Origin of the sequence: Streptomyces sp. R33 (genome assembly GCF_041200175.1) — a bacterium.
GTDB classification, from domain to species: Bacteria; Actinomycetota; Actinomycetes; order Streptomycetales; family Streptomycetaceae; genus Streptomyces; species Streptomyces katrae_B.
This window is the reverse complement of record NZ_CP165727.1, coordinates 7,739,834-7,761,781: the sequence shown is the minus strand read 5'-3', so window position 1 is coordinate 7,761,781 and position 21,948 is coordinate 7,739,834. Positions and strand designations below refer to the sequence as shown.

Below are 21,948 nucleotides of genomic sequence, written 5' to 3'. Positions count from 1 at the left end.
CGACCCGCAGAGGGGCTCGGGCCACACCGGAGCGTGTCTGAAAGATCGTGTAAGTCCGTGATGTGGAAGCCTGGCCCGGGGCTCGGCCTCGGGCCTGTGGGCCAGGCGGATCGGACGAGTCATGGCAGACAAAGACGAAGCGGCCGCGTCCGTGGCCGGCGACAAGACGGTCGACGAGGTGGTCGAGCGGCTGCTCGACAAAGCTGACTCCTCGGGAGCGGCCCTGCTCGGCGAGGGCGGGCTCCTGACGGAGATCACCAAGGCTGTTCTGGAGCGGGCTCTGGAAGCCGAGATGAGTGAACACCTCGGCTACGAACGCGGAGATTCCGCAGGTCACGGCTCTGGAAACTCCCGGAACGGGACGTCGCCCAAGAGGGTCCTGACCGATGCCGGCGCCGTCACTTTGGCGGTGCCCAGAGACCGCAACGGTGAGTTCGAGCCGCGTCTGGTCCCGAAGAACGCCCGCCGGCTGGCGGGATTCAACGACCGGATCCTCTCGCTCTACGCGCGCGGGATGAGCGTGCGCGACATCCGCTCCCACCTCGCCCAGATCTACGGAGTCGAGGTCAGCCCAGACCTGATCAGCAAGGTCACCGACGCCGTGATCGACGAGCTCGTGACCTGGCAGAACCGGCCCCTCGACGCGGTCTGGCCGATCATCTACATCGACGCATTGTGGGTGAAGATCCGTTCTGGCTCGGTGACATCGAAGCCGGTTTACCTGGCCGTCGGCGTCGACATGGACGGCCGCAAAGACGTCCTCGGCTTGTGGGTTGGAGCCGAGGGTGAAGGCGCGACCACGTGGATGGCGGTGCTGTCGGAACTGCGGAACCGGGGTATCGAGGACGTGTGCATCGTCGTCTGCGATGGTCTGAAGGGCCTGCCCGACGCCGTCACCGCGACCTGGCCCAAGGCCACGGTCCAGACGTGCGTGATTCACCTGACCAGGGCCTCGCTCAGACTGTCGTCCGTGCGGGACCACCCGAAGCTGGTGCCGGCTCTGAGAGCGATCTACACAGCGCCGACCGAGACGGCCGCCGAACAGGCCCTTGACGCGTTCGAGGCCTCTGACCTGGGCGAACGCTACCCGGCGATCGTGCGGACCTGGCGGTCGGCCTGGCCGGAGTTCACTCCCTACCTGGCGTTCCCACCGGCCATAAGGACGGTGGTCTACTCCACGAACATGGTCGAATCGATCAACTCGCGGCTCCGCAAAGCCACCCGCAACCGCGGCCATTTCCCCTCGGAACAGGCAGCGTTGAAGGTCCTCTACCTCGCAGTCCGCGAGCAGATCAACCCCAAAGCGCGCGATGCCAACCACGTCGCCCCACACTGGAAGGAAGCGCTGAACCAGTTCTCACTCTTCTTCGAGGACCGGCTCAGCATCCAATGACACCAACCGACTTACACAAGATCGCTGACACGCCCCCACACCGGGACAGGCCCGCCCACGACGTACGAGTGGTACGTCGGGCAGGACGGCTACCTCCACCTGAACGGACAGACCTACGTGCCGTTCCCCTGAGCCGGGGGCCGGGTCCGGGAGCGCAGGAGGAGGAGGGCGGTGTCATCGGTGCGGGGGGCGCCGCTGCGGGCGTGGTCGATGAGGTCGTCCGCCAGGTCGTCCAGGGGGGCGTCCACGGCGGTTGCGGTGATGCGGGCGGCGACCGCGGAGATGGCCTCCTCGAGGTCTTCACCGGGGACCTCGACCAGGCCGTCGGTGTAGAGGGTGAGGAGGGTGCCGGGGGTGAAGGGGATCTCGACCGCCGTGTACGAGGCGTCGGGGTCGATGCCCAGGAGCAGGCCCGGCGGCAGGTGGAGCATCCGGGTCGGGCCGTCGGCGTGGCGCAGCAGGGGCGGCGGGTGGCCGGCGGTGGCCAGGTGGGCGGTCCGGGCCGCCAGGTCGATGTGGGCGTACACGCAGCTGGTGAAAAGCCCCGGTTCGAGGTCGGTCAGGAGCCGGTTGGTGCGGGCGAGGACCTCTGCGGGCGGTGCGCCGGCGGTGGCGTGGACGGCCGCGCGGACCTGGCCCATGAGTGCGGCGGCGTTCACGTTGTGGCCCTGGACGTCGCCGATGGCGGCGGCGACCGTGGTGTCGTCGATGCGGATGAGGTCGTAGAAGTCGCCGCCGATGTCGAGACCGTGTGCCGCGGGCAGGTAGCGGGCGGTCACTTCGAGGTGCGGGATGCGGGGCAGGGCGTGGGGCAGCAGGCCGGTCTGCAGGCTGTGGGCGAGCTGGTGGGTGGAGTCGTAGAGGCGGGCGCGGTCCAGGGCCTGGGCGATGAGTCCGGCGATGGAGGTGAGGACGGCCCGTTCGCCGGGGGCGAAGGTGCGGGGGCGGGCGTAGGCGAGGACGAGGGTGCCGATGGGGCGCTTGGAGGCGATCAGGGGCAGAAAGGCCCAGGCGGCCATACCGTCCGCGACCACGATGGCCGGAAAGGCGGCCAGGAGCTCGCTCTCGTCGCCGAAGAACAGCGGGTTGCCCGTACGCAGGCCATGGGTGGTGGCGGTGTCGAGGCTGAGGGGCATGCCGTCGTAGCGGGCCATGAGCTCGGCCGGGTAGCCGCGGTGCCCGACCATGCGCAGGCGCTGTTCCTCCGCCACCAGGAGGGCCATGGCCTGGGCTCCGAGTGCGGGAACGAGCTGGTCGGCGGCCTGGTCGACCACGTCCTGGGCGTGGGCGGCCTCGGTGAGGGTGGCTGCCAGGTGCATGAGCTGGTAGAGGGCGGTGGCCCGGCTGGGGGACGGCTCCGCGGATGCGGCAGTCGGCGGGGCGGGCGGCGGGGCGGGCTGGTCGGCGACCTGCCTGATGCGGACGCTGATCCCGGTGTCGTCGGGGTAGAGGTCGAACCGCAGGTACCGGCCGATCGGGGGCGCGGCGGTGAAGCTGCGGGGCATCCGGCTGATCACGGTGGCCCGGTAGTGGTCCTCGATGGTCGGGTTGTCCATCCAGGGAAGGGCCTCCCAGGGCAGGGCTCCGCGCAGCTGGGAGACGGGTGCGCCGAGCATCTCCGCGGCCTCGGGGGTGATGAAGGTGATCGTGCCGTTCAGGTCGAGTGCGCAGTTGCCGCCGGGCAGCCTGCGGACGAAGGCCAGGGCGGCGGCGGCCTCGACCGGTCCGGGTGTGGGCGGGGGAAGCGGCCGCAGTGTGACGGGCTGCGCCGGGGGCCGGATCGGGCGGCCGTCTTCGGCGGCCTGTCCCATGATGTGCGCGAGCCGGTGGCAGGACGTCTCCACGGACCGGCGTTCCGCGTCGGTCAGGCGGGGTCCGTGGGAGCCGGGCCACAGCAGTACGAGTCCGGCCCCCGTGGGCCCTCCCCGGTCGGCGGCCTGGGCCGGGAGCGGGGCGGCGACCAGGGCGAAGTCGTACGGGAGGACCAGGCCGAGGCGCGGGTAGCGGCGGGCCGTCTCCTCCTGACCGCCGAGCCAGACGAGCCGGCCGTCGCGGACGGCGTCGGCCACGGGGACGGGATCGTCCAGCCCGACGCGCGACCAGGGCAGCGCGAACTCGCGGGACACCCCGGCTGCCATCGCCAGGTGCAGGACGCGCCGGGCGGGATCGGGCAGGTAGAGCATGCCGATGGACGCCCCGGCGTCACTGCAGGCGTCGAGCAGCGCCTCCCCCAGCACCCGCTGGGCGGCCCCTTCGGGCCCCGCGGCCCGCTGGGCCCTTTCGCCACCTTCGCCACCCTCGGCACCCTGGTCACGCCCTGGAAGGTTTCGCACCCGACCATGTTCCCTCCACACGCTCCCGCACGTCGGCACCCGCCCGTCCCGGGCGAGCCCGCAGCCGCGTCCTGCGGTACCGCCGTCACGGACGCCGGCACAGGGCGGGGTCGGGATGGTCGTCGAAGCCGAGCGCGCGGTAGAGCGGTTCGCCCTGGGCGGAGGCGTACAGGTCCACGCGCGCGGCCTCGCGTTCCCGGAACCAGTCGAGCAGGGCCCCCATGATCGCCCGGCTGTGCCCGCGCCGCCGGTGGGCCGGGTCGGTGACCACGCCGATCACCTGCCCGACCCGGCCGTTGCACAGGTGCGGTCCGGGCAGCCGCTGCTCGACGGTGCCGATGCCGCATGCGGCGAGGCCGTGGTCGCCGTCCACGACGAGGATCCGTACGGAGTCCGCCGTCAGCTGTTCCTTCAGCACCACGGCCAGCGCGCTGCGCCAATCCGCCTCGGGCGACGCGGGGTTGAAGAACGCGCCGCCCAGGCTGTCGAACAACAGCGCCCGCAGCCGGACGAGTTCCGTGACATCGGCGTTCGTCGCCTGCCGTACTCCCGTGTGGTCCGTCATGCCGACCAGACTGGTGTAATGGTCTGGTGCACCTCAACCCTTACGGCGAGGACGCCGTCAACCTCGCTGCGGACCTGGCCAACCGGCGCCCGGCGAGCCCCGGGGAACTCGCGGACCGCTGCCGCGCAGCCGGGCTGACCCTCGAAGGACCGGTCACTGCGCAGGACCTGGACCGGGTCGGGGCCGCGCTGGACGCGTGGGAGAAGGTGGTCGACGCCGACGACGGGCCGGAGCGAGCCGAGCTGGTCAACCGGATGCTGGAGGCGGCCGCCGCCCATCCGCGGCTGACCGACCACGCCGGCGACGGCTGGCACCTGCACTACCGTCCCGACCGGCAACCGCTCGGCTCCCTGCTGTTCTCGCTGATCTCCGTCGGGACGGCGCTGCACCTGGCCGGGCGGGGCATGCACAGGCTGGGGCGGTGTGCCGTGGCCGAGTGCGCCACGGTCTTCGCCGACACCTCCCGTACCGGACGCCGGCGCTACTGCACCCAGCGCTGCGCCAACCGCGACGCGGTACGCCGGCACCGCGCCGCCCGGGGCGGCGGGGACCCGGCGTAGCAGGGCGTTACGCGTAGGGGTCGAAGGGGATGGGGGGCTTGGCCGCGTTCAGGGCGTCGTTGAAGCGGCCGTCGGAGATCTTGATCGTGGCGGAGCCGAAATCGGCCGTCATCAGCTTGTCGCGGAGCCCGGCCGGGTAGCCGTTCCAGCCGACGAGGCGCGGGTAGAACCAGTTGCCGGTGTGGTTCTCCGCGGGCTCGTCGTTGCCGTTGGCGAGGCGGTAGAAGTGGGTCGAGGCGCCGTCCTTGTGGTAGACGACCTTGGCGTGCGTCCCGTCGAAGCGGACCTGTGAGCGGGGGTACCACTTCCAGCCGCTGTGCTGCGAAGTCGACACGTACTGGACTTCGTTGTCCTTGATCCAGACCACCACGTGCTCGAAGTCGCGGCGGTGCCCGATGGCCGCGGGACCGAGGGTGGCCTGGTCCTTCTCGCAGTAGCCGGCGTACATGACGGCGCACCAGCCGTTGTTGCACTTCTCGCGGGAGTACGTGTTGGAGTTCTGCAGCTGCGCATGGTCCCGGCAGTGACCGTTCACCGCTCCGCCCGGCTTGAGGCCGGGGTTCAGCGCGCCGCTGCTGCTGATGGCGGCGGTGGCGTAGCAGCCGTCCCCGTCGTAGTCGAAGGCGGGCGAGAAGGTCTGCTCGAGGCCGTCCGCGTTCTGCGGCAGGGGCGGCAGCACGTCGGCGGCGGCGACGGCCGGAAGGATCATCACGAGGGCCGCCGCACCGAGGCCGGCGGTGGCCGCAGCCCGGCGGGCTCTCGCCCACCGTGGAGGGTGAAACGTTTCTGCGTGCTCGTTCGTCGACGCCGACAGCAAGCTGCGCACATCATCTCCTCGGCCTGTACCGCTGGTTCCGGGCACCATCGTGTTTCCCGGTCGCACGACCGGTGCCACGCTGGCGCGGGCAGCCCTCAGGCCGGGGTCGAGTCGGGCGAATTCCAGAGGTACTCCGATGCCGCGTCGAGGAGCCATTCGGCGAGGTAGCGGGCGAACGAGGAACGCACCAGGACCCGGAATCCGGGCCGGTGTTCCTCACGCGGGACCAGCACCACCTGGGCCCGGGCCAGCGTGGTCTGGGCGCAGCGGCCGGCGCCGAAGGCGCGGGGGTGCAGATCGAGGGAGCAGCCGTGCGCGAGGAGTTCGGCGGCCCGGGCTCCGCCGACCAGCAGGGTGGTGCGCTGTGCCGAGACGTCGACGACCGCCGCGTGCCGGTCGCCCACGGCCTCGCGCAGCCGGGCTTCGAGGTGCGTCCCGGTTCCGGCCGGGCCGATGACGAGCCATTCGTCCGGGCCCAGCCACAGCGCCGCGAACTCCCCGCCGTGTGCGACCGTGTTGGGCTCCAGCGGCAGCGGGAGTCCGAGCGCGAGCCCGACGGCGTCCGCCGCCGGCCCCTTGGGGTCGAGCCGCACGTCGACCTGGGCGAGGAAGGGGAGCTCCGCCAGCCGCAGGGCGCCGCCCGAGGCGCGGGTGGCGGTGGCGAAGCGTTCGGCATACGGCGCGAGCGGGCTCAGCCCGGCGCGGCGGGCGGCGGTGTCAGCCATCGCGGCGTGCCCCCTCGGGGTCGTAGAGGACGGGACCGGTGACGGTGACCGGGAAGAGGCCGCCGTCCACGGGTGCGTACAGCCGGTCGCCGATGCGGTCCCGGCCACCCTTGACCAGGGCGAGCGCGAAGCTCCGGCCGAGCGCCGCGCTGCGGTAGCTGGAGGTGACGTGTCCGAGCATCGGCACCGGCGGTTCGGGCAGCAGGGCGGCGGCGACCAGTTGGGTGCCTTCGGGCAGCAGGATGCCGGGGTCGTCCGGCAGCAGTGCGACGAGGTGCTTGCGGTCGGGCCGGGCGGTGTCGGGCCGGGTGTACGAGCGCTTGCCGATGAAGTCGGGCTTCTTGCGGGACACGACCCAGCTCATGCCGAGGTCGTGCGGGGTCACGGTGCCGTCGGTGTCCTGGCCGACGATCGGGTAGCCCTTCTCGGCGCGCAGGACGTGCATCGTCTCGGTGCCGTACGGGGTGATGCCGAGCGGCCGGCCCGCTTCGTACAGCGCCTCCCACAGCTCGGGGGCGTGCCACGGCAGTACGTTGATCTCGTACGCCAGCTCACCGGAGAAGCTGATCCGGCACACGCGGGCCGGGATCCCGGCAACGGCCGCCTCCCGCCAGGCCATGAACGGGAAGTCGGCCGCGTCCACGGCGAGTCGGGGGGCGAGCCCGCGCAGGACGTCCCGGGAGCGCGGTCCGACGAGGGCCACGGTGGCCCACTGTTCGGTGACCGAGGTGCAGTGCACGCGCAGTTCGGGCCACTCCGTCTGGAGCCATTCCTCCATCCAGTCCAGTACGGCCGCGGCGTTGCCGGTCGTGGTGGTGACGAGGTAGCGGTCGTCGGCGAGGCGGATGGCGGTGCCGTCGTCGAAGACCATCCCGTCCGGACGGCACATGACGCCGTAGCGGCTCATGCCGGTCTTCAGGGTGCTCATGATGTTGGTGTAGAGCCGGTCCAGGAAGACACCGGCGTCCGGCCCCTGTACGTCGATCTTGCCGAGCGTGGAGGCGTCCATGAGGGCGACGCCCTCGCGGGCGGCGCGGCATTCGCGCAGTACCGCCGCCGCCTTGTCCTCGCCGGCCTGCGGGTAGTACCAGGGCCGTTTCCACTGGCCGACGTTCTCGAACTCGGCGCCGTGCGCGACGTGCCGGTCGTGCAGGGCGGTCACGCGTACGGGGTCGTGCAGCGGGCCGCGGTCGCGGCCGGCGAGCGCGGCGAAGGAGACCGGGGCGTACGGGGCGCGGAAGGTCGTCGTGCCCAGCTCGCCGACGTCGACGCCCAGCAGGTGTGCGACGACTCCGCTCGCGAGCACGCCCGAGGTCTTGCCCTGGTCGTTCGCGGTACCCGCCGTGGTGTAGCGCTTGAGGTGTTCCGCCGAGCGGAGGCCGGCGCCCGTCGCGCGGGCGAGGTCGTCGACGGTGACATCGCGCTGGAGGTCGACGAAGCTGCGGGCGGTGTCCGTGCCGGGGACCACCCAGAGGTGCCGGGCGGGGGTCCGGGGCCGTGCGGCGACGGACGGCAGCGGGAGCGCGTCGGTGGCGGTGAAGCCCTCGGCTTCGAGGGCCCGGGTTCCCGCGGCCCGGCCCTCGGCCAGGCAGTGGGAGAGGTCGAACGCGCCGCGTGCCCCGCCGGCGGCCTCCACCGCCTGGCGGCAGCCGTCCGGGACGAACGTCCCGAGCAGGGCGTCGTACCGCAGGCGCCCGCCGGCCTGGCTGAACAGGTGGACGACCGGGTTCCAGCCGCCGGACACGAGCAGGAGGTCAGCGGGGATCTCGCGGACGGCGGAGGCTTCCCCAGGACCGGACACCGTCACCGAGGTGACTCCGGGCGCGCCCGCGGTGCCCGTCACCACGTGCCCGGCGAGCACGTCGATGCCGGCCTCGGCGGCACGGCGCGCCCACTCCCCCGGCCGGGGCCGGGCGTCGGCCACCGCGCCGATCGCGACACCCGCCGCGGCCAGGTCGAGTACGGCGGCGTACGCGCTGTCGTTGGTGGTGAACACGACCGCGCGGCGGCCCGGTACGACACCGAACCGGTGCAGGTACGTACGGGCGGCCCCGGCGAGCATGACGCCCGGGCGGTCGTTGTCGGCGAAGGCGAGCGAGCGTTCGTGCGCGCCGGTCGCGAGCACGACCCGGCGCGCACGGATGCGCCACACCCGCTCGCGGGAGACGTGCGCGGGGGCCTGCGCGCCGAGGTGGTGGGTGCGGCGCTCCACGGCGAGCACGTGGTTGTCGTCGTAGTGCCCGAAGACGGTGGTGCGCAGCAGTACGCGGACCTCGGGCGACGCGTCGAGCTCGGCGCCCGCCGCGGCGGCCCACTCGGGCAGCTCGCCCGTGCCGAGCAGGCTGCCGCCGGGCTCGGGCCGGTCGTCGGCGAGGATCACGCGCGCCCCGCTGCGGGCGGCCGCCGTCGCCGCGGCGAGGCCGGCCGGGCCCGCGCCGACGACCAGCAGGTCGCAGTGGGCGTGGACCGCGTCGTAGCGGGCGGGGTCGGGTGCGGTGGCGAGCCGGCCCTGCCCGGGGAGGCTGCTCGCGACGAGCCCGTCGTACAGCTCGACGGTGGTGGCGGGCAGCATCGGCTCGGGGAAGGGTTCCTCGATCTGTACGACGGCGTTCGGCTCCTCGACCCCGGCGGTGAAGATCCCGCGCGGGCGCCCGAGTCGGATGCTGCTCCCGGCCTGGTGGACGCCGTGGGCGAGCAGCGCCGAGGCGAGGGTGTCTCCGAGGTAGCCCTGGTAGTCCACTCCGTCGAAGCGGAAGCGGAGCGGCTGGTCCCGCCGGATGCGGCCGCGGTCGGGCAGCCGGAAGGGGTGCGCGGTCATGAGCTCACCGGCCTCGGCTCGCCGGTCCGGTAGACGGAGCGGATTTCGTTGGTCGCCGTGTCCCGGACGACGTTGAACCAGCGGCGGCAGCCGTCCGCGTGGCTCCACCGCTCGGCGAAGGGCCCTTTGGGGTTGTCGCGGAAGAAGAGGTACCGGGCCCACGCCGCGTCGCTCAGGGACGCGGGGTCCGCCGGGTAGGGCACGTGCGCCTGGCCGCCGTAGTGGAACTCGGCCTCGTCGCGGGGCCCGCACCAGGGGCAGGGGATGAGCAGCATCGTCTCGGCTCCTCAGTGGGCCACCGCGGCCGCGCCGTGCTCGTCGACGAGCGCGCCGGTGGTGAAGCGTTCGAGCGTGAAGGGGGCGCCCAGCGGATGCGGCGCGTCGTGGGCGATGGTGTGCGCGAAGGCCCAGCCGACCCCGGGTGTGGCCTTGAAACCCCCCGTGCCCCAACCGCAGTTGACGTAGAGGTTCTGCACGGGGGTGAGCCCGATGATCGGGGACGCGTCGGGGCTGACGTCGACGATGCCGCCCCAGGTGCGCAGGACGTGCGCGCGGGCGAAGACCGGGAAGAGTTCGAGGGCGGCCGCCATCTGGCGTTCGATGATGTGGAACGCGCCGCGCTGCGTGTACGCGTTGTACGCGTCGATGCCGGCGCCCATGACCAGCTCGCCCTTGTGGGCCTGGCTGACGTACACGTGCACCGCGTTGGACATCACGACGGTGGGGTGCACGGGCTCCAGCAGCTCGGAGACCAGCGCCTGCAGCGGGTGGCTCTGCAGGGGTACCTCGAAGCCGGCCATCGCGGCCAGTACGGAGGAGTGCCCGGCCGCGCAGAGGGCGACGCGGCCGGCGGCGATCGGGCCGAGCGAGGTCTGCACCCCGGTGACCCGGCCGTGCTGTACGTCGATGCCGGTGACCTCGCAGTTCTGGACGAGGTCGATGCCGGCGGCGTCGGCGGCGCGGGCGAGGCCCCAGGCGACGTGGTCGTGTTTGGCGATGCCCGCGCGCGGCTGGTGGGTGGCGCCCATGACGGGATACCGCACGTCCGGGGAGGTGTCGACGATCGGGCAGACCTCCTTGACCTGCGCGGGGTCGAGCCATTCGGCGTCCACGCCGTTCAGCCGGTTGGCCTCGACGCGGCGCACGCCGTCCCGTACGTCCTGGAGGGTGTGGGCCAGGTTCAGCACGCCGCGCTGGGAGAACAGGATGGGATAGTCGAGGTCCTCCTCCAGCCCCTCCCACAGTTTGAGGGCGTGCTCGTAGATCCCGGCGCTCTCGTCCCAGAGGTAGTTGGAGCGGATGATGGTGGTGTTGCGGGCCATGTTGCCGCCGGCGAGCCAGCCGCGTTCGAGGACGGCGACGTCGGTGATGCCGTGGTTCTTCGCCAGGTAGTGGGCGGTGGCCAGGCCGTGTCCGCCGCCGCCCACGATGACCACGTCGTAACTGCGCCTGGGCTGGGGCGTGCGCCACAGCCACGCCGGGTGTTCGGGCAGGTCCGCGCCCGGCGGCCGGGGGCTCATCGGGCGTCTCCCGCCAGGCCGCGCAGGCGTCGCATCCCCGGGTCGAACAGCGGCTCCTCGGCGACGACGGCCGCGATGCGCAGGTCGAAGTAGCCGATGTCCAGGGCGCGGCCGGGCGTGGCGAGCTCCGCGGGCAGCCAGGCGTAGGCGATGCCCTTGCCGATGGTGTAGCCGTACGCGGCGCTGGTGACGTAGCCGACCGGCCGGTCCCCGTCGTACACGGGCTCCTTGCCCATGACCACGGCACCCGGATCGTCGATCGTCAGGCAGGTGAGGCGGCGCCGGACGTCGGCGGCGCGCCGCTCCAGCGCGGCCCGGCCGATGAAATCGCCCTTGCCCGTCTTGACCGCGAAGCCGAGTCCGGCCTCGTACGGGTCGTGTTCGTGGCCCATGTCGGTGCCGAAGGCCCGGTAGCCCTTCTCCAGGCGCAGGCTGTTGAAGGCGCCGCGGCCGGCTGCGATGCCGCCGTACGGCTGCGCGGCCTCCCAGAGCGTGTCCCACAGCTTCAGCCCCATGTCGGCGCCCGTGTACAGCTCCCAGCCGAGCTCGCCGACGTAGCTGAGGCGCAGGGCCGTGACGGGGACGGCCCCGATGTGGGCGCTGCGGGCCCGGAAGTAGCGCAGGCCTTCGTTGGAGAAGTCGGCGTCGGCGAGCGGCTGGAGCACTTCGCGTGCCTTCGGTCCCCACAGGCCGATGCAGCAGGTGCCCGCGGTGATGTCCCGTACGGCGACGGAGCCGTCCGCGGGGAGGTGGCGGGTGAACCAGTCGAGGTCGAGGTTGCCGTTGGCCCCGATCTGGAAGCGGCGCCGGGCGAGCCGGGCCACCGTGATGTCGCTGCGGATGCCGCCGTTCTCGTCGAGCATCAGCGTGTACGTCACCGAGCCGACGGACTTGTCGACGTCGGAGGTGGTCAGGCGCTGGAGGAAGGCTGCGGCTCCGCGGCCGGAGACCTCCAGCCGTTTGAGGGCCGACATGTCGTACAGAGCGACGCCCTCCCGGGTGGCCAGGGCCTCGGCGCCGACGATCGGCGACCACATCCGTGCGGCCCAGTCGCCCGGGACCGGGATGTCCCACCGGTCCAGGAGGGGCTCGTTGGCTTCGTACCACTGCGGCCGTTCCCAGCCGGAGGCCTCCAGGAAGAAGGCGCCGAGTTCGCGTTCGCGGACGTGGAAGGGGCTGGTGCGCAGCGGACGCGGCGCACCGGCGGGCTCGAGCGGGTGGAGGATGTCGTAGACCTCGACGAAGTTCCGGCAGTCGCGGGCGAGTACGTACGCGGGGGCGAGCTGGTGCGGCTCGAAGCGGTTGACGTCGCAAGCGTGCAGGTCGAAGGAGGAGCAGTGGCCGTCCACGAGCCATTCGGCCATGGCGCGGCCGACGCCGGCGGAGTGGGTGACCCAGACGGCCTCGGCGACCCAGAAGCCCTTGACGTCCGGTGACGGCCCGAGCAGGGGCATTCCGTCGGTGGTGAACGAGAAGAGCCCGTTGATGCCCTCTTCGACCTTGGCGTCGCGCGTCGCGGGCAGCAGCGACTGGGTTTCGGTCCACGCCTCGGCGAAGTCGTCGGCCGTGAACCGCAGTACGGACGGCATGTCAGGGGAGGAGTCGACCGGCGCGATGTCGTCGGCGGACACCGGCATCGGGCGGTGTCCGTAGAAGCCGATGCCGAGCCGGTCGTGGCGGTCGCGGTAGTAGAGGTCGGCGTCCTGGTGGCGCAGGATGGGGCGGACCGCTTCCTCGGTCTGTCCGGCGAGTGCGGGGAGGGGGCCGGTCCATGCCAGCTGGTGGGCGAGCGGGGTCAGCGGCAGGCTCATCCCGACCATGCGGGCGACCTTCGGGCCCCAGATGCCGGCGCAGCACACGACGAGGTCGGCGGGGATCTCGCCGCGGTCCGTGACGACGGCGGTGACGCGGTCGCCGTCGGTGGTGTCGTCGGCTTCGGTGCGGATGTCCAGGACCTCGTGACGCTCCAGGAGGCGTACGCCCCGGGCGCGGGCGGCCCGGAGCTGCGCCTCCACGGCGAGCACCGCCTTGGCCAGGCCGTCGGTGGGGACCAGCAGTCCCCCGAGCACGCGGTCGCGGTTGAGCAGGGGGTGCAGCGCCAGGCAGGCGTCCGGGTCCACGAGCCGGCCCTCGACGCCCCAGGAGGTGAGCCAGCCGTGCCGGCGCCGCAGATCGGTGAGGCGCTCCGGGGTGGTGGCCACTTCGAGCCCGCCGACCTGGAGGAAGCAGGGCTGGCCGTCGACGTCGAGGGTGCTGAGCTTCTCGACGGTGTAGCGGGCCAGTTCGGTCATGGTCTTCGACGGGTTCGCCTGGAACACGAGGCCGGGGGCGTGGGACGAGGAGCCGCCGGTGGCGGGGAGCGGCCCCTGGTCGACCACGGTGAGCTCGGTCCAGCCGCGCGAGGAGAGTTCGTCCGCCAGAGCTGCACCCACGACGCCCGCTCCGATGATGACCACGCGCGGTCCCGCCATCTCCGCCCCTCCGATTCGAACGAAATCGAGTTGCCGTCAGCGCAACGTGGTGCAGGTTGCGCAACTCACAGTGCCGGTCCCCCAGGGCGGTGTCAAGAGCGTGGAATGCGACGCAACTCCCCTGCACAGAGGGCGGAAACAGCCGTGCCCGGCGGGCTGTCGAAGCAGCCCGCCGGGCACGGTGCGGTGCGCAGGAACGGGGAGCGGATCAGCTCTTCTTCCCGAGCCAGGCGTCGACCTTCGTGCGGTTGGCCTCCACCCATTTCCTGGCGGCGTCGTCCGGCGACATCTTGTCCTGCGCGATGTACTTCGCCACGAGGTTCTGGTCCTCGTTCGACCAGCTGAAGTTCTTCACGAGCTGGTAGGCCGGGCTGCCCGAATCGGCGAACTTCTTGCTGACGATCTTGTCCAGCGCGTAGACGGGGTAGTCGCAGGCCACCTTCTCCGGGTCGTCGTCGCAGCCCGCCTTGTACTCCGGCAGCTTCACCTTGACGAGCTTCAGCTCGGAGAACAGCCACTGCGGCTCGTAGAAGTAGCCGATGACGGGTGTCTTCTTGGCCTCGGCCTGGCGGAACGCCTGGATCAACGCGGCCTCGCTCCCCGAGTACACGACCTTGAAATCGAGGTTCAGGTTCTTCACCAGGGCGCCGTCATTGGTGACGAACGACGGGTCGCCGTCCAGCAGTTGGCCCTTGCCACCGGACTCCGAGGTCTTGAGCTGGTCCGCGTACTTGTTGAGGTTCTGCCATGTGGTGATGTCCGGGTACTTCTCCGCCAGCCACGGCGGCACGTACCAGCCGATCACCCCCTTGTTGCCCGTCTCCCCGGCGGCGACGGCCGTCTGCTGCTGTTCGATGTACTTCTTCTTCAGGTCCGGGTGGCCCCAGTTCTCGACGATCGCATCGACCTCGCCGGTGCCGAAACCCTGCCAGGCGACCTCTTCCTTGAGGTCCTTCTTGGTCACCTCGCAGCCGAGGTCCTTCTTCGCGACGTACGCGATGACCGCCGCGTTGGCCTCGTACCCGACCCACGGGTTGACGGCGAGGTTGAAGGACCCGCACTTCCCTGCGCTGCCGCCCCCGCCCGTAGGCCCGGCGCCCGCCTCGCCGACCTTCGCGCCGCTGCATCCGGCGAGTGCGAGGGCCAGCGCCGACAGGCCGGCCAGCGCCGCCCGCCGGGCCGGGCGCCGCCGCGGCGCCGGTCCTGTGTTGAGGTTCCCTGCCATGTGTCCTGCCCCTTCTTCCGCCTCAGCGCCCGCCGGGGGCTGTTGCCGCCCGGTGCGCCGCCGCCTGGGTGATCCGGTCGAACATGATCCCGAGCAGCACGATGGCCAGGCCCGCCGCCAGCCCCTTGCCGTACAACTGGCCCTGCGAGAAGCCCGCCACGACGTCGTAGCCGAGGGCGCCCGCCCCGACCAGCCCGCCGACGACGACCATCGACAGGACGTAGATCAGCCCCTGGTTCGTGGCGAGCGCGAGGGCTCCGCGGGCCATCGGGAGCTGGACCTTCGTGATGATCTGCCAGGTGCTGGAGCCGGCCGACACCGCCGCCTCCACCGTGCTCTGCGGTACCCCGCGCACCCCGTCCGCGATGATCTTCACCGTCACCGGGGCCGCGTAGACGACCGCCGCCACGATCGCCGTGAACCGGCTCGCGCCGAACAGGGCCAGGAACGGCACCAGATAGACGAACGCCGGCATCGTCTGTCCCGCGTCGAGCACGGGACGGATCAGCCGGTCGGCCAGGGCGCTGCGCCCCATCCACACGCCCACCACGACGCCGAGGGCCAGGACGACGACCGTGGCGACCATGACGGAGGCCAGCGTCGTCATGCTGTCCCGCCACAGGCCCGTCCCGACGATCAGCGCCACGCACACCGCTGCGGTGGCGGCCGCACGCCGGCCGCCGAGCAGCGCACCGAGGGCCACCACCACCGCGCCGACCAGCCACCACGGGGAGCCGGTCAGCAGCGCCTCGAAGGGGTCGAGCAGCAGGGTGGTGACCACGTCGCGCAGATCGCCCGTCACACCGGAGAAGCCGCCCTGCGCCCAGCCGGTCATGGAGTCCGCCGTACGGGCGATCGCCCCGCCGACACCGGAGCCGGCGGGGAACTGCGCCGCCCATACGTAGGTGTGGGAGAGCCACGTGCACACGGCGGTGAGCACACCCCCGGCGAGGAGCAGCGGGCGGCGCCGGCGCGCCGCACGCCCGCCGCGGCGCCGGGCGTCCTCCACACTCCCGCGGCCTCCGGCCGGGGGGACCCCCGTCTCGCTGCGCGCGCTCGCCGCGGTGGTCACCCGGTCCAGCACGATGGCCAGTACGACGATGGCGAGCCCGGCGTTGAACGCTGTGCCCACGTCCAGCGTCTCCAGCGCCTTGACGACGGTCTTGCCCAGCCCGGGCGCGTCGATGAGGGCGGCGATGGTGACCATGGACAGCGCGGCCATGATGGTCTGGTTCACGCCCAGCACCACGGTCCGCTTCGACATCGGCAGCAGCACGGTGGCGAGCGTCTGGCGCCGCGTCGCCCCGAGTGACTCGGCCGCCTCGACCGTGACGGCGGGGACCGAGCGGATCGCGTGGGCGGTGATGCGTACGGCGGGCGGGGTCGCGAAGATCAGCGTGGCGATCGTGGCGGACGCCGGGCCGATCAGGAAGAACAGCGTCAGCGGGGCCAGGTAGACGAAGGTCGGCATCGTCTGCATGAAGTCGAGCACCGGGGTCGCCAGGCGGTGCACCCGGTCCGACAGCCCGGCCCAGACACCGAGCGGAATGCCGATGAGCAGTGAGACCAGGACGGCCGCCACGGTCAGGGCGAGCGTGTCCATGCTCTCGCGCCACAGCCCCTGGAGGCCCAAGAACACGAACCCGGCGACGGCCAGCGCGGCCACCCGGACGTTTCCGAACGCCCACGACACGTATCCGGCCAGGGCGACGACGCCCAGCCAGCCGATCACCGGGACCGGGCGGCCGTAGGACGGCTGCGCGATCAGCGCCTGGAGGAAGGTGACCAGGTGGTCGATGACCAGCCGGATCTCGTTGAAGACGTAGAGGAAGACCGGATTGCTGTTGCGGCCGGCGCCCACGGCGTCGTTGATCTCGTTGAACCGCCGGTGGAGCGGAGCCAGTTCGGCGGTGCCGAGGGGAAGGGTGTGGATGCCGCGCAGGGCGAGCCAGAGAGCGGCCCACCCGACGAGGACCGCGGCCGCGACCAGTGCGCGCCCGCCGCGTACGGGCGTGCGTCGCGCGCTCGCCGCTGCCAGGGCGGCCATCACGCACCGCCCTCCGGGCCGGCGACGACCGCGAGGATCTCCTCGTCGCCCACGACGCCCAGCAGCCGCCCGTTCTCGACGACCTTCACGGGCCGGGCCGCCGCGAGGACGGCACGCGTCGCGTCGCGGACGACGGTGTCCGGGCCGAGCTCCGGTCCGTCGAGTGCGTCCTCCGGGCGGGCCGGGCGCATGATCCAGCGCAGGGTGAGCACGCGCGAGCGCGGCACGTCCGCCACGAAGTCCCGCACGTAGTCGTCGGCGGGTGCCCCGACGAGCTCATCGCCCGTACCGCACTGGACGGTGCGGCCGTCGCGCATGATGAGGATGCGGTCGCCGAGCTTCAGCGCCTCGGACAGGTCGTGGGTGACGAACACCATCGTCTTGCCGACCTCGCGGTGCAGCCGGACGACCTCGTTCTGCATGTCCCGGCGGATCAGCGGGTCGAGCGCGGAGAACGGCTCGTCGAACAGGAGCACGTCCGGGTCCCCGGCGAGGGCGCGGGCCAGCCCGACCCGCTGCTGCATGCCGCCGGAGAGCTGGTCGGGGTAGGAGTGCTCGTACCCGGCGAGGCCGACCAGTTCGACCACCTCCCTGGCACGCCGGGTGCGCTCGGCCCGGCCGATGCCGCGGATCTCCAGCCCGTACGCGACGTTGTCCAGGACCCGGCGGTGCGGCAGCAGCCCGAAGTGCTGGAAGACCATCGCGAACTTGCGCCGCCGCAGCTCGCGCAGCCTCGCCCGATCGGCAGCTCGGATGTCCTCGCCCTCGAAGACGAGCTCGCCGGCCGTCGGCTCGATCAGCCGGGTCAGACAGCGCACCAGTGTCGACTTCCCCGAGCCGGACAGGCCCATGACCACGAAGACCTCGCCGGGCGACACGTCGAAGGCCACGTCCCGTACGGCCGCGGTGCAGCCGGTGCGCTCCATGAGCTCGCGGCGCGAGAGGGCGCACAGCTCGGGCGAGTCCGGCACCCGCGCCGCCTTGGGCCCGAAGACCTTCCACAGGCCGCGGACGGAGATCACGGGGGTCCCGCCCCCGGACGCGCCGCGCTGCGACGGCAGTTCTGTCTTCGTTGCGGTCACTGTCGGCCTCTCTTCGGATGGCACCGGCTCAGCCGCGGAACCAGCGCTGCGCCCTGGGCTGGATGTTCTGCCAGATGTGCTTGGGTTCGCGGTACTCGTCCAGGCCCGTCGGGCCCAGCTCGCGGCCGACGCCCGAACGCCCGAAGCCGCCCCATTCGGCCTGGGGGAGGTACGGGTGGTAGTCGTTGATCCAGACCGTGCCGTGCCGCAGCCGCCGGGCGACGCGCTGGGCCTTGCCCGCGTCCTGGGTCCACACCGCGCCGGCGAGCCCGTACTCCGTGTCGTTGGCGATCCGTACGGCCTCGTCCTCGCCCGAGAACCGCTCGACGGTGAGCACCGGGCCGAAGGACTCCTCCCGTACGACGCGCATGTCCGGGCGGCACGCGTCGAGCACGGTCGGCGGGTAGTAGAAGCCGTCGGCGAGCGCGGGGTCCTCGGGGCGCCGGCCCCCGCAGCGCAGTACGGCGCCCTCCGCGAGGCCCGCCGCGACGTACTCCTCGATCTTGGCCCGGTGGGCGGCGGAGATCAGCGGTCCGGTCTCGGCGGCGGGGTCGAAGGGACCGCCCATCCGGATGGTGCGGGCCCGGCGTACGAGCTCGTCGACGAAGGCGTCGTGCAGCGGGTCCTCGACGACCAGGCGGGCGCCGGCCGAGCAGACCTGCCCGGAGTGCAGGAAGACGGCGGTCAGGGCGAAGTCCACGGCCGCCTCGAAGTCGGCGTCGGCGAAGACCACGTTGGGGTTCTTGCCGCCCAGTTCCAGCGCGACCTTCTTCACGGTGGCCGCGGCGGCCGCCATGACCCGCCGGCCCGTCTCGAGGCCGCCCGTGAAGGAGACCAGGTCCACGCCCGGGTGCTCGGCGAGCGGCGCACCGGCCTCGGGCCCCGCTCCCAGGACGAGGTTGGCCGCGCCGGCGGGCAGCCCGGCCTCCTCCAGCGCGCGCATGAGCAGGATCGAGGTGGACGGGGTGAGCTCGCTGGGCTTGAGGACGAGGGTGTTTCCGGCGACGAGGGCGGGCGCCACCTTCCACGCGGCCTGGAGCAGCGGGTAGTTCCACGGGGTGATCAGCCCGCACACCCCGACGGGCTCGTACACGACCCGGCTGACGGCGTCCTCACGGCCCGTGTCGACCACCCGGCCCGCGCTGGTGCCCGCGATGCCGCCGAAGTACCGGAGGCACGCCACGACGTCGGCGACGTCGTACTCGCTCTCCACCAGGCGCTTGCCGGTGTCGAGGGATTCGGCGCGGGCGAACTCCTCCGCCTCGCGCTCCAGCACCCCGGCGGCGCGCAGCAGCAGCGCGCCGCGGTCCCGTTCAGGTGTGCGCGGCCACGGCCCCTCGTCGAAGGCGCTGCGCGCGGCGGCGATCGCGGCTTCGGAGTCGGCCCGCGTCGCTTCGGACACGGTCCGCACGAGCGCGCCGTCGGCGGGGCAGTGAATGTCCCGACGGCCGCCCGCCACCGCTTCGCGCCACTTCCCACCGACGTACAGATCTGCCACGCGCGGAGCCTCCATACGGGTAACACCGGTATGTGCGTTGCGTATTGCGCATCGTATTGCTCGGAATGGAACGACACGATCGCCCACGGGGTGCGGTACGTCAAGGGGGACGGGCGCCCGGGCACGGCGGTTCGACGGCGCCCGGGCCGCGCTCGGCCCTTCAGCCGCCGATGCGCTCCAGCATCGCGCGGCGCCAGCGCTCGGTCTCGGCTATCTGGTTGAACGTGAACAGGTGCAGCCCGGCCACCGCGGCTTCGGGCGAGCCCAGCGCGGGGGCGCTGCGGCGCAGCAGCCGCTCCGGGGAGTAGCCACCGGGCGCCGCGAAGCGCAGGAACCACGAGGGATGCCGGGTGAGGAACTTGGCCGACTCCCCCACGCCGATCTTCGTGGCCATGGACAGCAGCTTCGCGCGCTCGACCGGGCCGGCGATCCCGACGTGCACGGGCAGCACGACGTGCCGGCGGCGCACTCGTGCGAGCCACTGGCGCAGGGTCGCCGGGTCGAAGCACAGGTTGCTGACGATGTAGGTCGCGTGCGGCTGCTTGTCCGACATCGCCTGGACCGTGACGTCGTCGGCGATGAGGGGATGGCTCTCCGGGTAGCCGGTGATGCCGACGTGCGCGAACGGGCTGCCCAGCTCGCCGAGCCGGCGCAGCACGGGCAGGGCCGCGTCGTACGCCCCGGCCGGCGGGTCGGCGTCGCCGGCCGGGACGAAGACGTCCTCGATGCCGGCGGCGACGAGCCGGTCCACGATGTCCGCGAGGTGAGCGGCGTCGGAGACCTGCCGGGCCGGGACGTGCGGGACGACCCGGTAGCCGTGCCCGGCCAGGCGGGTGGCGAGGTCCAGCGTCGGGCCGAGGCCCTTGGCCGGGGAGGCCGTGACCGTGACGGGCACGTCCGCCGGTACGTGGGCCAGGACCTTGTCCTCGGTGGCCTTCGCCGGCAGGACCTCGTAACGGACCCTGCGCAGGAGCTCGGCCAGGCCGCCCCCGGTGACCGGGGCGGGTACGGGGCGTTCGGGGTACGGCGTGGGCCGGGCGGACATGCCGCTCCTCCTCAGGTGTGGCCGGGGTGCTGCCCCTGCTCTGCCTCGCTGCCGAGGCGGTGGTGCCGGTAGAACTCGGCCTTGGACGGCGGCAGCGGCTCGTTGCCCAGGATGAGATCGGCGGCCTTCTCGGCCACCATCATGACGGGTGCGTAAATGTTCCCGTTCGTCACGTAGGGCATCACGGAGGCGTCCACGACGCGCAGCCCCTGAAGGCCGTGCACGCGCAGGCTCGCCGGATCGGTGACCGCCCCCTCGCCGGTCCCCATCCTGGCGGTGCAGGACGGGTGCAGGGCGGTCTCGCCCTCCCTGGCGACCCAGTCGAGGATCTGCTCGTCGGTCTCCACGTCCGGCCCGGGCGAGATCTCGCCGTCGTTGTACGGGTCCAGCCCGGGCCGGCCGAGGATGGTGCGGGCGATCCGGATCGCCTCGACCCACTCGCGGCGGTCCTGCTCGGTGGAGAGGTAGTTGAACCGCAGGGCCGGGTGCACCCGGGGGTCCTTGCTCCTGATCTTGACCGAGCCCCTGGCGTCGGAGTACATGGGGCCGACGTGCACCTGGTAGCCGTGGCCACCGGCGGGCGCGGAGCCGTCGTAGCGGACCGCGACGGGCAGGAAGTGGAACATCAGGTTGGGGTAGGCGACGTCCTCGTTGCTCCGCGCGAAACCGCCGGCCTCGAAGTGGTTGGTCGCACCGGGGCCGGTACGGAAGAGCCACTGGAGGCCGATCCAGGGGCGGTGGCGCCACTTCAGGTAGGGCTGCATCGAGACCGGCTGCTTGCACGCGTACTGGACGTACACCTCCAGGTGGTCCTGGAGGTTCTCCCCCACGCCCGGCAGATCGTGTACGACGTCGATGTCCAGGGCCCGCAGCTCGCCGGCGTCGCCGACGCCGGACAGCTGGAGCAGCTGCGGGGAGTTGATCGCGCCGCCGGACAGGATCACCTCGCCGGCCCGCACCTGCCGGGGCGCCCCGCGGCCCTGGCGGTACTCGACGCCGACGGCGCGCTTGCCCTCGAAGAGGATCCGGGTCACGAAGGCCCTGGTCCGCACGTCGAGGTTGGACCGCTTCATGGCCGGGTGGAGGTAGGCCCGGGCGGCGGAGAGCCGACGCCCGCGGTGGATGGTGCGGTCGAAGGCCGCGAAGCCCTCCTGCCGGTAGCCGTTGACGTCGTCGGTCAGCGGGTATCCGGCCTGCCGGACCGCCTCCATGAAGGCCGGGAACAGCGGGCTGGTCGCCGGGCCGCGCTCCAGGACGAGGGGTCCGGAGCGGCCGCGGAACTCGTCCTGCGGGTCCGCGGCGAGGCAGTTCTCCATCCGGTTGAAGTAGGGGAGGCAGTGCGCGTAGTCCCAGTTCTCCATGCCGGGGTCGGCGGCCCAGCGCTCGTAGTCCAGGGGGTTGCCGCGCTGGAAGATCATTCCGTTGATGCTGCTCGACCCGCCCAGCACCTTGCCGCGGGCGTGGTAGATGCGCCGCCCGTTCATGTGCGGCTCGGGCTCGGACTCGTACTTCCAGTCGTAGAAGCGGCTGCCTATGGGGAACGTGAGCGCCGCGGGCATGTGGATGAAGACGTCCCACGGATAGTCCGGGCGACCGGCTTCGAGGACCAGGACGCGGTTGCCGGGGTCCGCGGAGAGCCGGTTCGCCAGGGCGCTGCCGGCCGAGCCGCCGCCGACGATGACGAAGTCGTAATGCTGGGGCACCATCGGAGTCTCGTCCCTCCGTCGTCTCCGGCCGAGGGCTGCCCCCAGCCGTCAAGATGCGGCGCATGCTAGTACGGGTATCGCCAGGCGCACCAGGTTGCGTTCAGCGCAACTTTCCGGCCGCGGCCGGCCCCGGTCGGCTGTTG

At 72.3% G+C, this 21,948-nt stretch carries 14 protein-coding genes and 1 pseudogene; 2 read left to right on the top strand and 13 right to left on the bottom strand.

Going from position 1 to position 21,948, the window contains the following annotated elements; genetic code table 11:
* The first annotated feature begins 121 nt into the window (after positions 1 to 121).
* Positions 122 to 1,393, top strand: a complete 1,272-nt coding sequence (locus tag AB5J51_RS35610) for an IS256 family transposase (protein WP_369776550.1) — start codon at positions 122 to 124, stop codon at positions 1,391 to 1,393.
* A gap of 113 nt (positions 1,394 to 1,506) precedes the next feature.
* Here the strand turns inward: AB5J51_RS35610 and AB5J51_RS35605 are convergent, their stop codons facing one another.
* Positions 1,507 to 3,726 (bottom strand): SpoIIE family protein phosphatase, encoded by a 2,220-nt coding sequence (locus AB5J51_RS35605; RefSeq protein WP_346766455.1) that lies wholly within the window; start codon positions 3,724 to 3,726, stop codon positions 1,507 to 1,509.
* Between the two features lie 85 nt (positions 3,727 to 3,811).
* Positions 3,812 to 4,291 (bottom strand): GNAT family N-acetyltransferase, encoded by a 480-nt coding sequence (locus AB5J51_RS35600; protein ID WP_053787483.1) that lies wholly within the window; start codon positions 4,289 to 4,291, stop codon positions 3,812 to 3,814.
* Positions 4,292 to 4,317: 26 nt separating this feature from the next.
* Between AB5J51_RS35600 and AB5J51_RS35595 the strand changes: the two genes are divergently transcribed.
* Positions 4,318 to 4,851, top strand: coding sequence for a CGNR zinc finger domain-containing protein (locus AB5J51_RS35595; protein ID WP_136223337.1), 534 nt, complete (start codon positions 4,318 to 4,320; stop codon positions 4,849 to 4,851).
* A gap of 7 nt (positions 4,852 to 4,858) precedes the next feature.
* On the opposite strand, the gene AB5J51_RS35590 is transcribed toward AB5J51_RS35595, so the two are convergent.
* The 11 genes and pseudogenes from AB5J51_RS35590 to betA all read right to left on the bottom strand — a co-directional run bounded on the left by AB5J51_RS35590 (position 4,859) and on the right by betA (position 21,805).
* The gene (locus tag AB5J51_RS35590; protein ID WP_369780368.1) at positions 4,859 to 5,560 is read right to left on the bottom strand and encodes an NPP1 family protein; all 702 of its coding nucleotides are present in this window, start codon (positions 5,558 to 5,560) and stop codon (positions 4,859 to 4,861) included.
* 203 nt (positions 5,561 to 5,763) lie between these two features.
* Positions 5,764 to 6,393 (bottom strand): sarcosine oxidase subunit gamma, encoded by a 630-nt coding sequence (locus tag AB5J51_RS35585; RefSeq protein WP_369779579.1) that lies wholly within the window; start codon positions 6,391 to 6,393, stop codon positions 5,764 to 5,766.
* Positions 6,386 to 9,486, bottom strand: a pseudogene (locus tag AB5J51_RS35580) (sarcosine oxidase subunit delta family protein). Before AB5J51_RS35580 ends, AB5J51_RS35585 begins: the two are co-directional and overlap by 8 nt.
* Before the next feature lie 12 nt (positions 9,487 to 9,498).
* Positions 9,499 to 10,731, bottom strand: a complete 1,233-nt coding sequence (locus AB5J51_RS35575) for a sarcosine oxidase subunit beta family protein (RefSeq protein WP_053787488.1) — start codon at positions 10,729 to 10,731, stop codon at positions 9,499 to 9,501.
* A complete protein-coding gene (locus AB5J51_RS35570) occupies positions 10,728 to 13,202 on the bottom strand; it encodes an FAD-dependent oxidoreductase (protein ID WP_369779578.1) in 2,475 nt (824 codons plus the stop codon). The genes AB5J51_RS35575 and AB5J51_RS35570 overlap by 4 nt, the downstream gene beginning before the upstream one ends.
* Positions 13,203 to 13,410: 208 nt before the next feature.
* On the bottom strand, positions 13,411 to 14,427 hold the full coding sequence (locus AB5J51_RS35565; protein WP_053787490.1) for an ABC transporter substrate-binding protein: 1,017 nt from the start codon (positions 14,425 to 14,427) through the stop codon (positions 13,411 to 13,413).
* 22 nt (positions 14,428 to 14,449) lie between these two features.
* The gene (locus AB5J51_RS35560) at positions 14,450 to 16,474 is read right to left on the bottom strand and encodes an ABC transporter permease (protein WP_369779577.1); all 2,025 of its coding nucleotides are present in this window, start codon (positions 16,472 to 16,474) and stop codon (positions 14,450 to 14,452) included.
* On the bottom strand, positions 16,474 to 17,556 hold the full coding sequence (locus AB5J51_RS35555; RefSeq protein ID WP_369779576.1) for a glycine betaine/L-proline ABC transporter ATP-binding protein: 1,083 nt from the start codon (positions 17,554 to 17,556) through the stop codon (positions 16,474 to 16,476). Before AB5J51_RS35555 ends, AB5J51_RS35560 begins: the two co-directional genes overlap by 1 nt.
* 28 nt (positions 17,557 to 17,584) lie before the next feature.
* On the bottom strand, positions 17,585 to 19,054 hold the full coding sequence (locus AB5J51_RS35550) for an aldehyde dehydrogenase family protein (protein ID WP_136223328.1): 1,470 nt from the start codon (positions 19,052 to 19,054) through the stop codon (positions 17,585 to 17,587).
* 160 nt (positions 19,055 to 19,214) lie between these two features.
* Positions 19,215 to 20,099, bottom strand: a complete 885-nt coding sequence (locus AB5J51_RS35545; protein WP_136223326.1) for a methylenetetrahydrofolate reductase — start codon at positions 20,097 to 20,099, stop codon at positions 19,215 to 19,217.
* Between the two features lie 11 nt (positions 20,100 to 20,110).
* Entirely contained in the window at positions 20,111 to 21,805 is a 1,695-nt protein-coding gene (betA, locus tag AB5J51_RS35540; RefSeq protein ID WP_369779575.1) for a choline dehydrogenase, read from the bottom strand.
* Positions 21,806 to 21,948 lie beyond the last annotated feature (143 nt).

Bases quoted from the DNA above. Each gene is read 5' to 3' on its own strand.
- AB5J51_RS35570 (WP_369779578.1), bottom strand. From the start codon at position 13,202: ATGGCGGGACCGCGCGTGGTCATCATCGGAGCGGGCGTCGTGGGTGCA.
- AB5J51_RS35590 (WP_369780368.1), bottom strand. From the start codon at position 5,560: ATGATCCTTCCGGCCGTCGCCGCCGCCGACGTGCTGCCGCCCCTGCCG.
- AB5J51_RS35585 (WP_369779579.1), bottom strand. From the start codon at position 6,393: ATGGCTGACACCGCCGCCCGCCGCGCCGGGCTGAGCCCGCTCGCGCCG.
- AB5J51_RS35600 (WP_053787483.1), bottom strand. From the start codon at position 4,291: ATGACGGACCACACGGGAGTACGGCAGGCGACGAACGCCGATGTCACG.
- AB5J51_RS35575 (WP_053787488.1), bottom strand. From the start codon at position 10,731: ATGAGCCCCCGGCCGCCGGGCGCGGACCTGCCCGAACACCCGGCGTGG.
- AB5J51_RS35560 (WP_369779577.1), bottom strand. From the start codon at position 16,474: ATGGCCGCCCTGGCAGCGGCGAGCGCGCGACGCACGCCCGTACGCGGC.
- AB5J51_RS35545 (WP_136223326.1), bottom strand. From the start codon at position 20,099: ATGTCCGCCCGGCCCACGCCGTACCCCGAACGCCCCGTACCCGCCCCG.
- AB5J51_RS35565 (WP_053787490.1), bottom strand. From the start codon at position 14,427: ATGGCAGGGAACCTCAACACAGGACCGGCGCCGCGGCGGCGCCCGGCC.
- betA (WP_369779575.1), bottom strand. From the start codon at position 21,805: ATGGTGCCCCAGCATTACGACTTCGTCATCGTCGGCGGCGGCTCGGCC.
- AB5J51_RS35610 (WP_369776550.1), top strand. From the start codon at position 122: ATGGCAGACAAAGACGAAGCGGCCGCGTCCGTGGCCGGCGACAAGACG.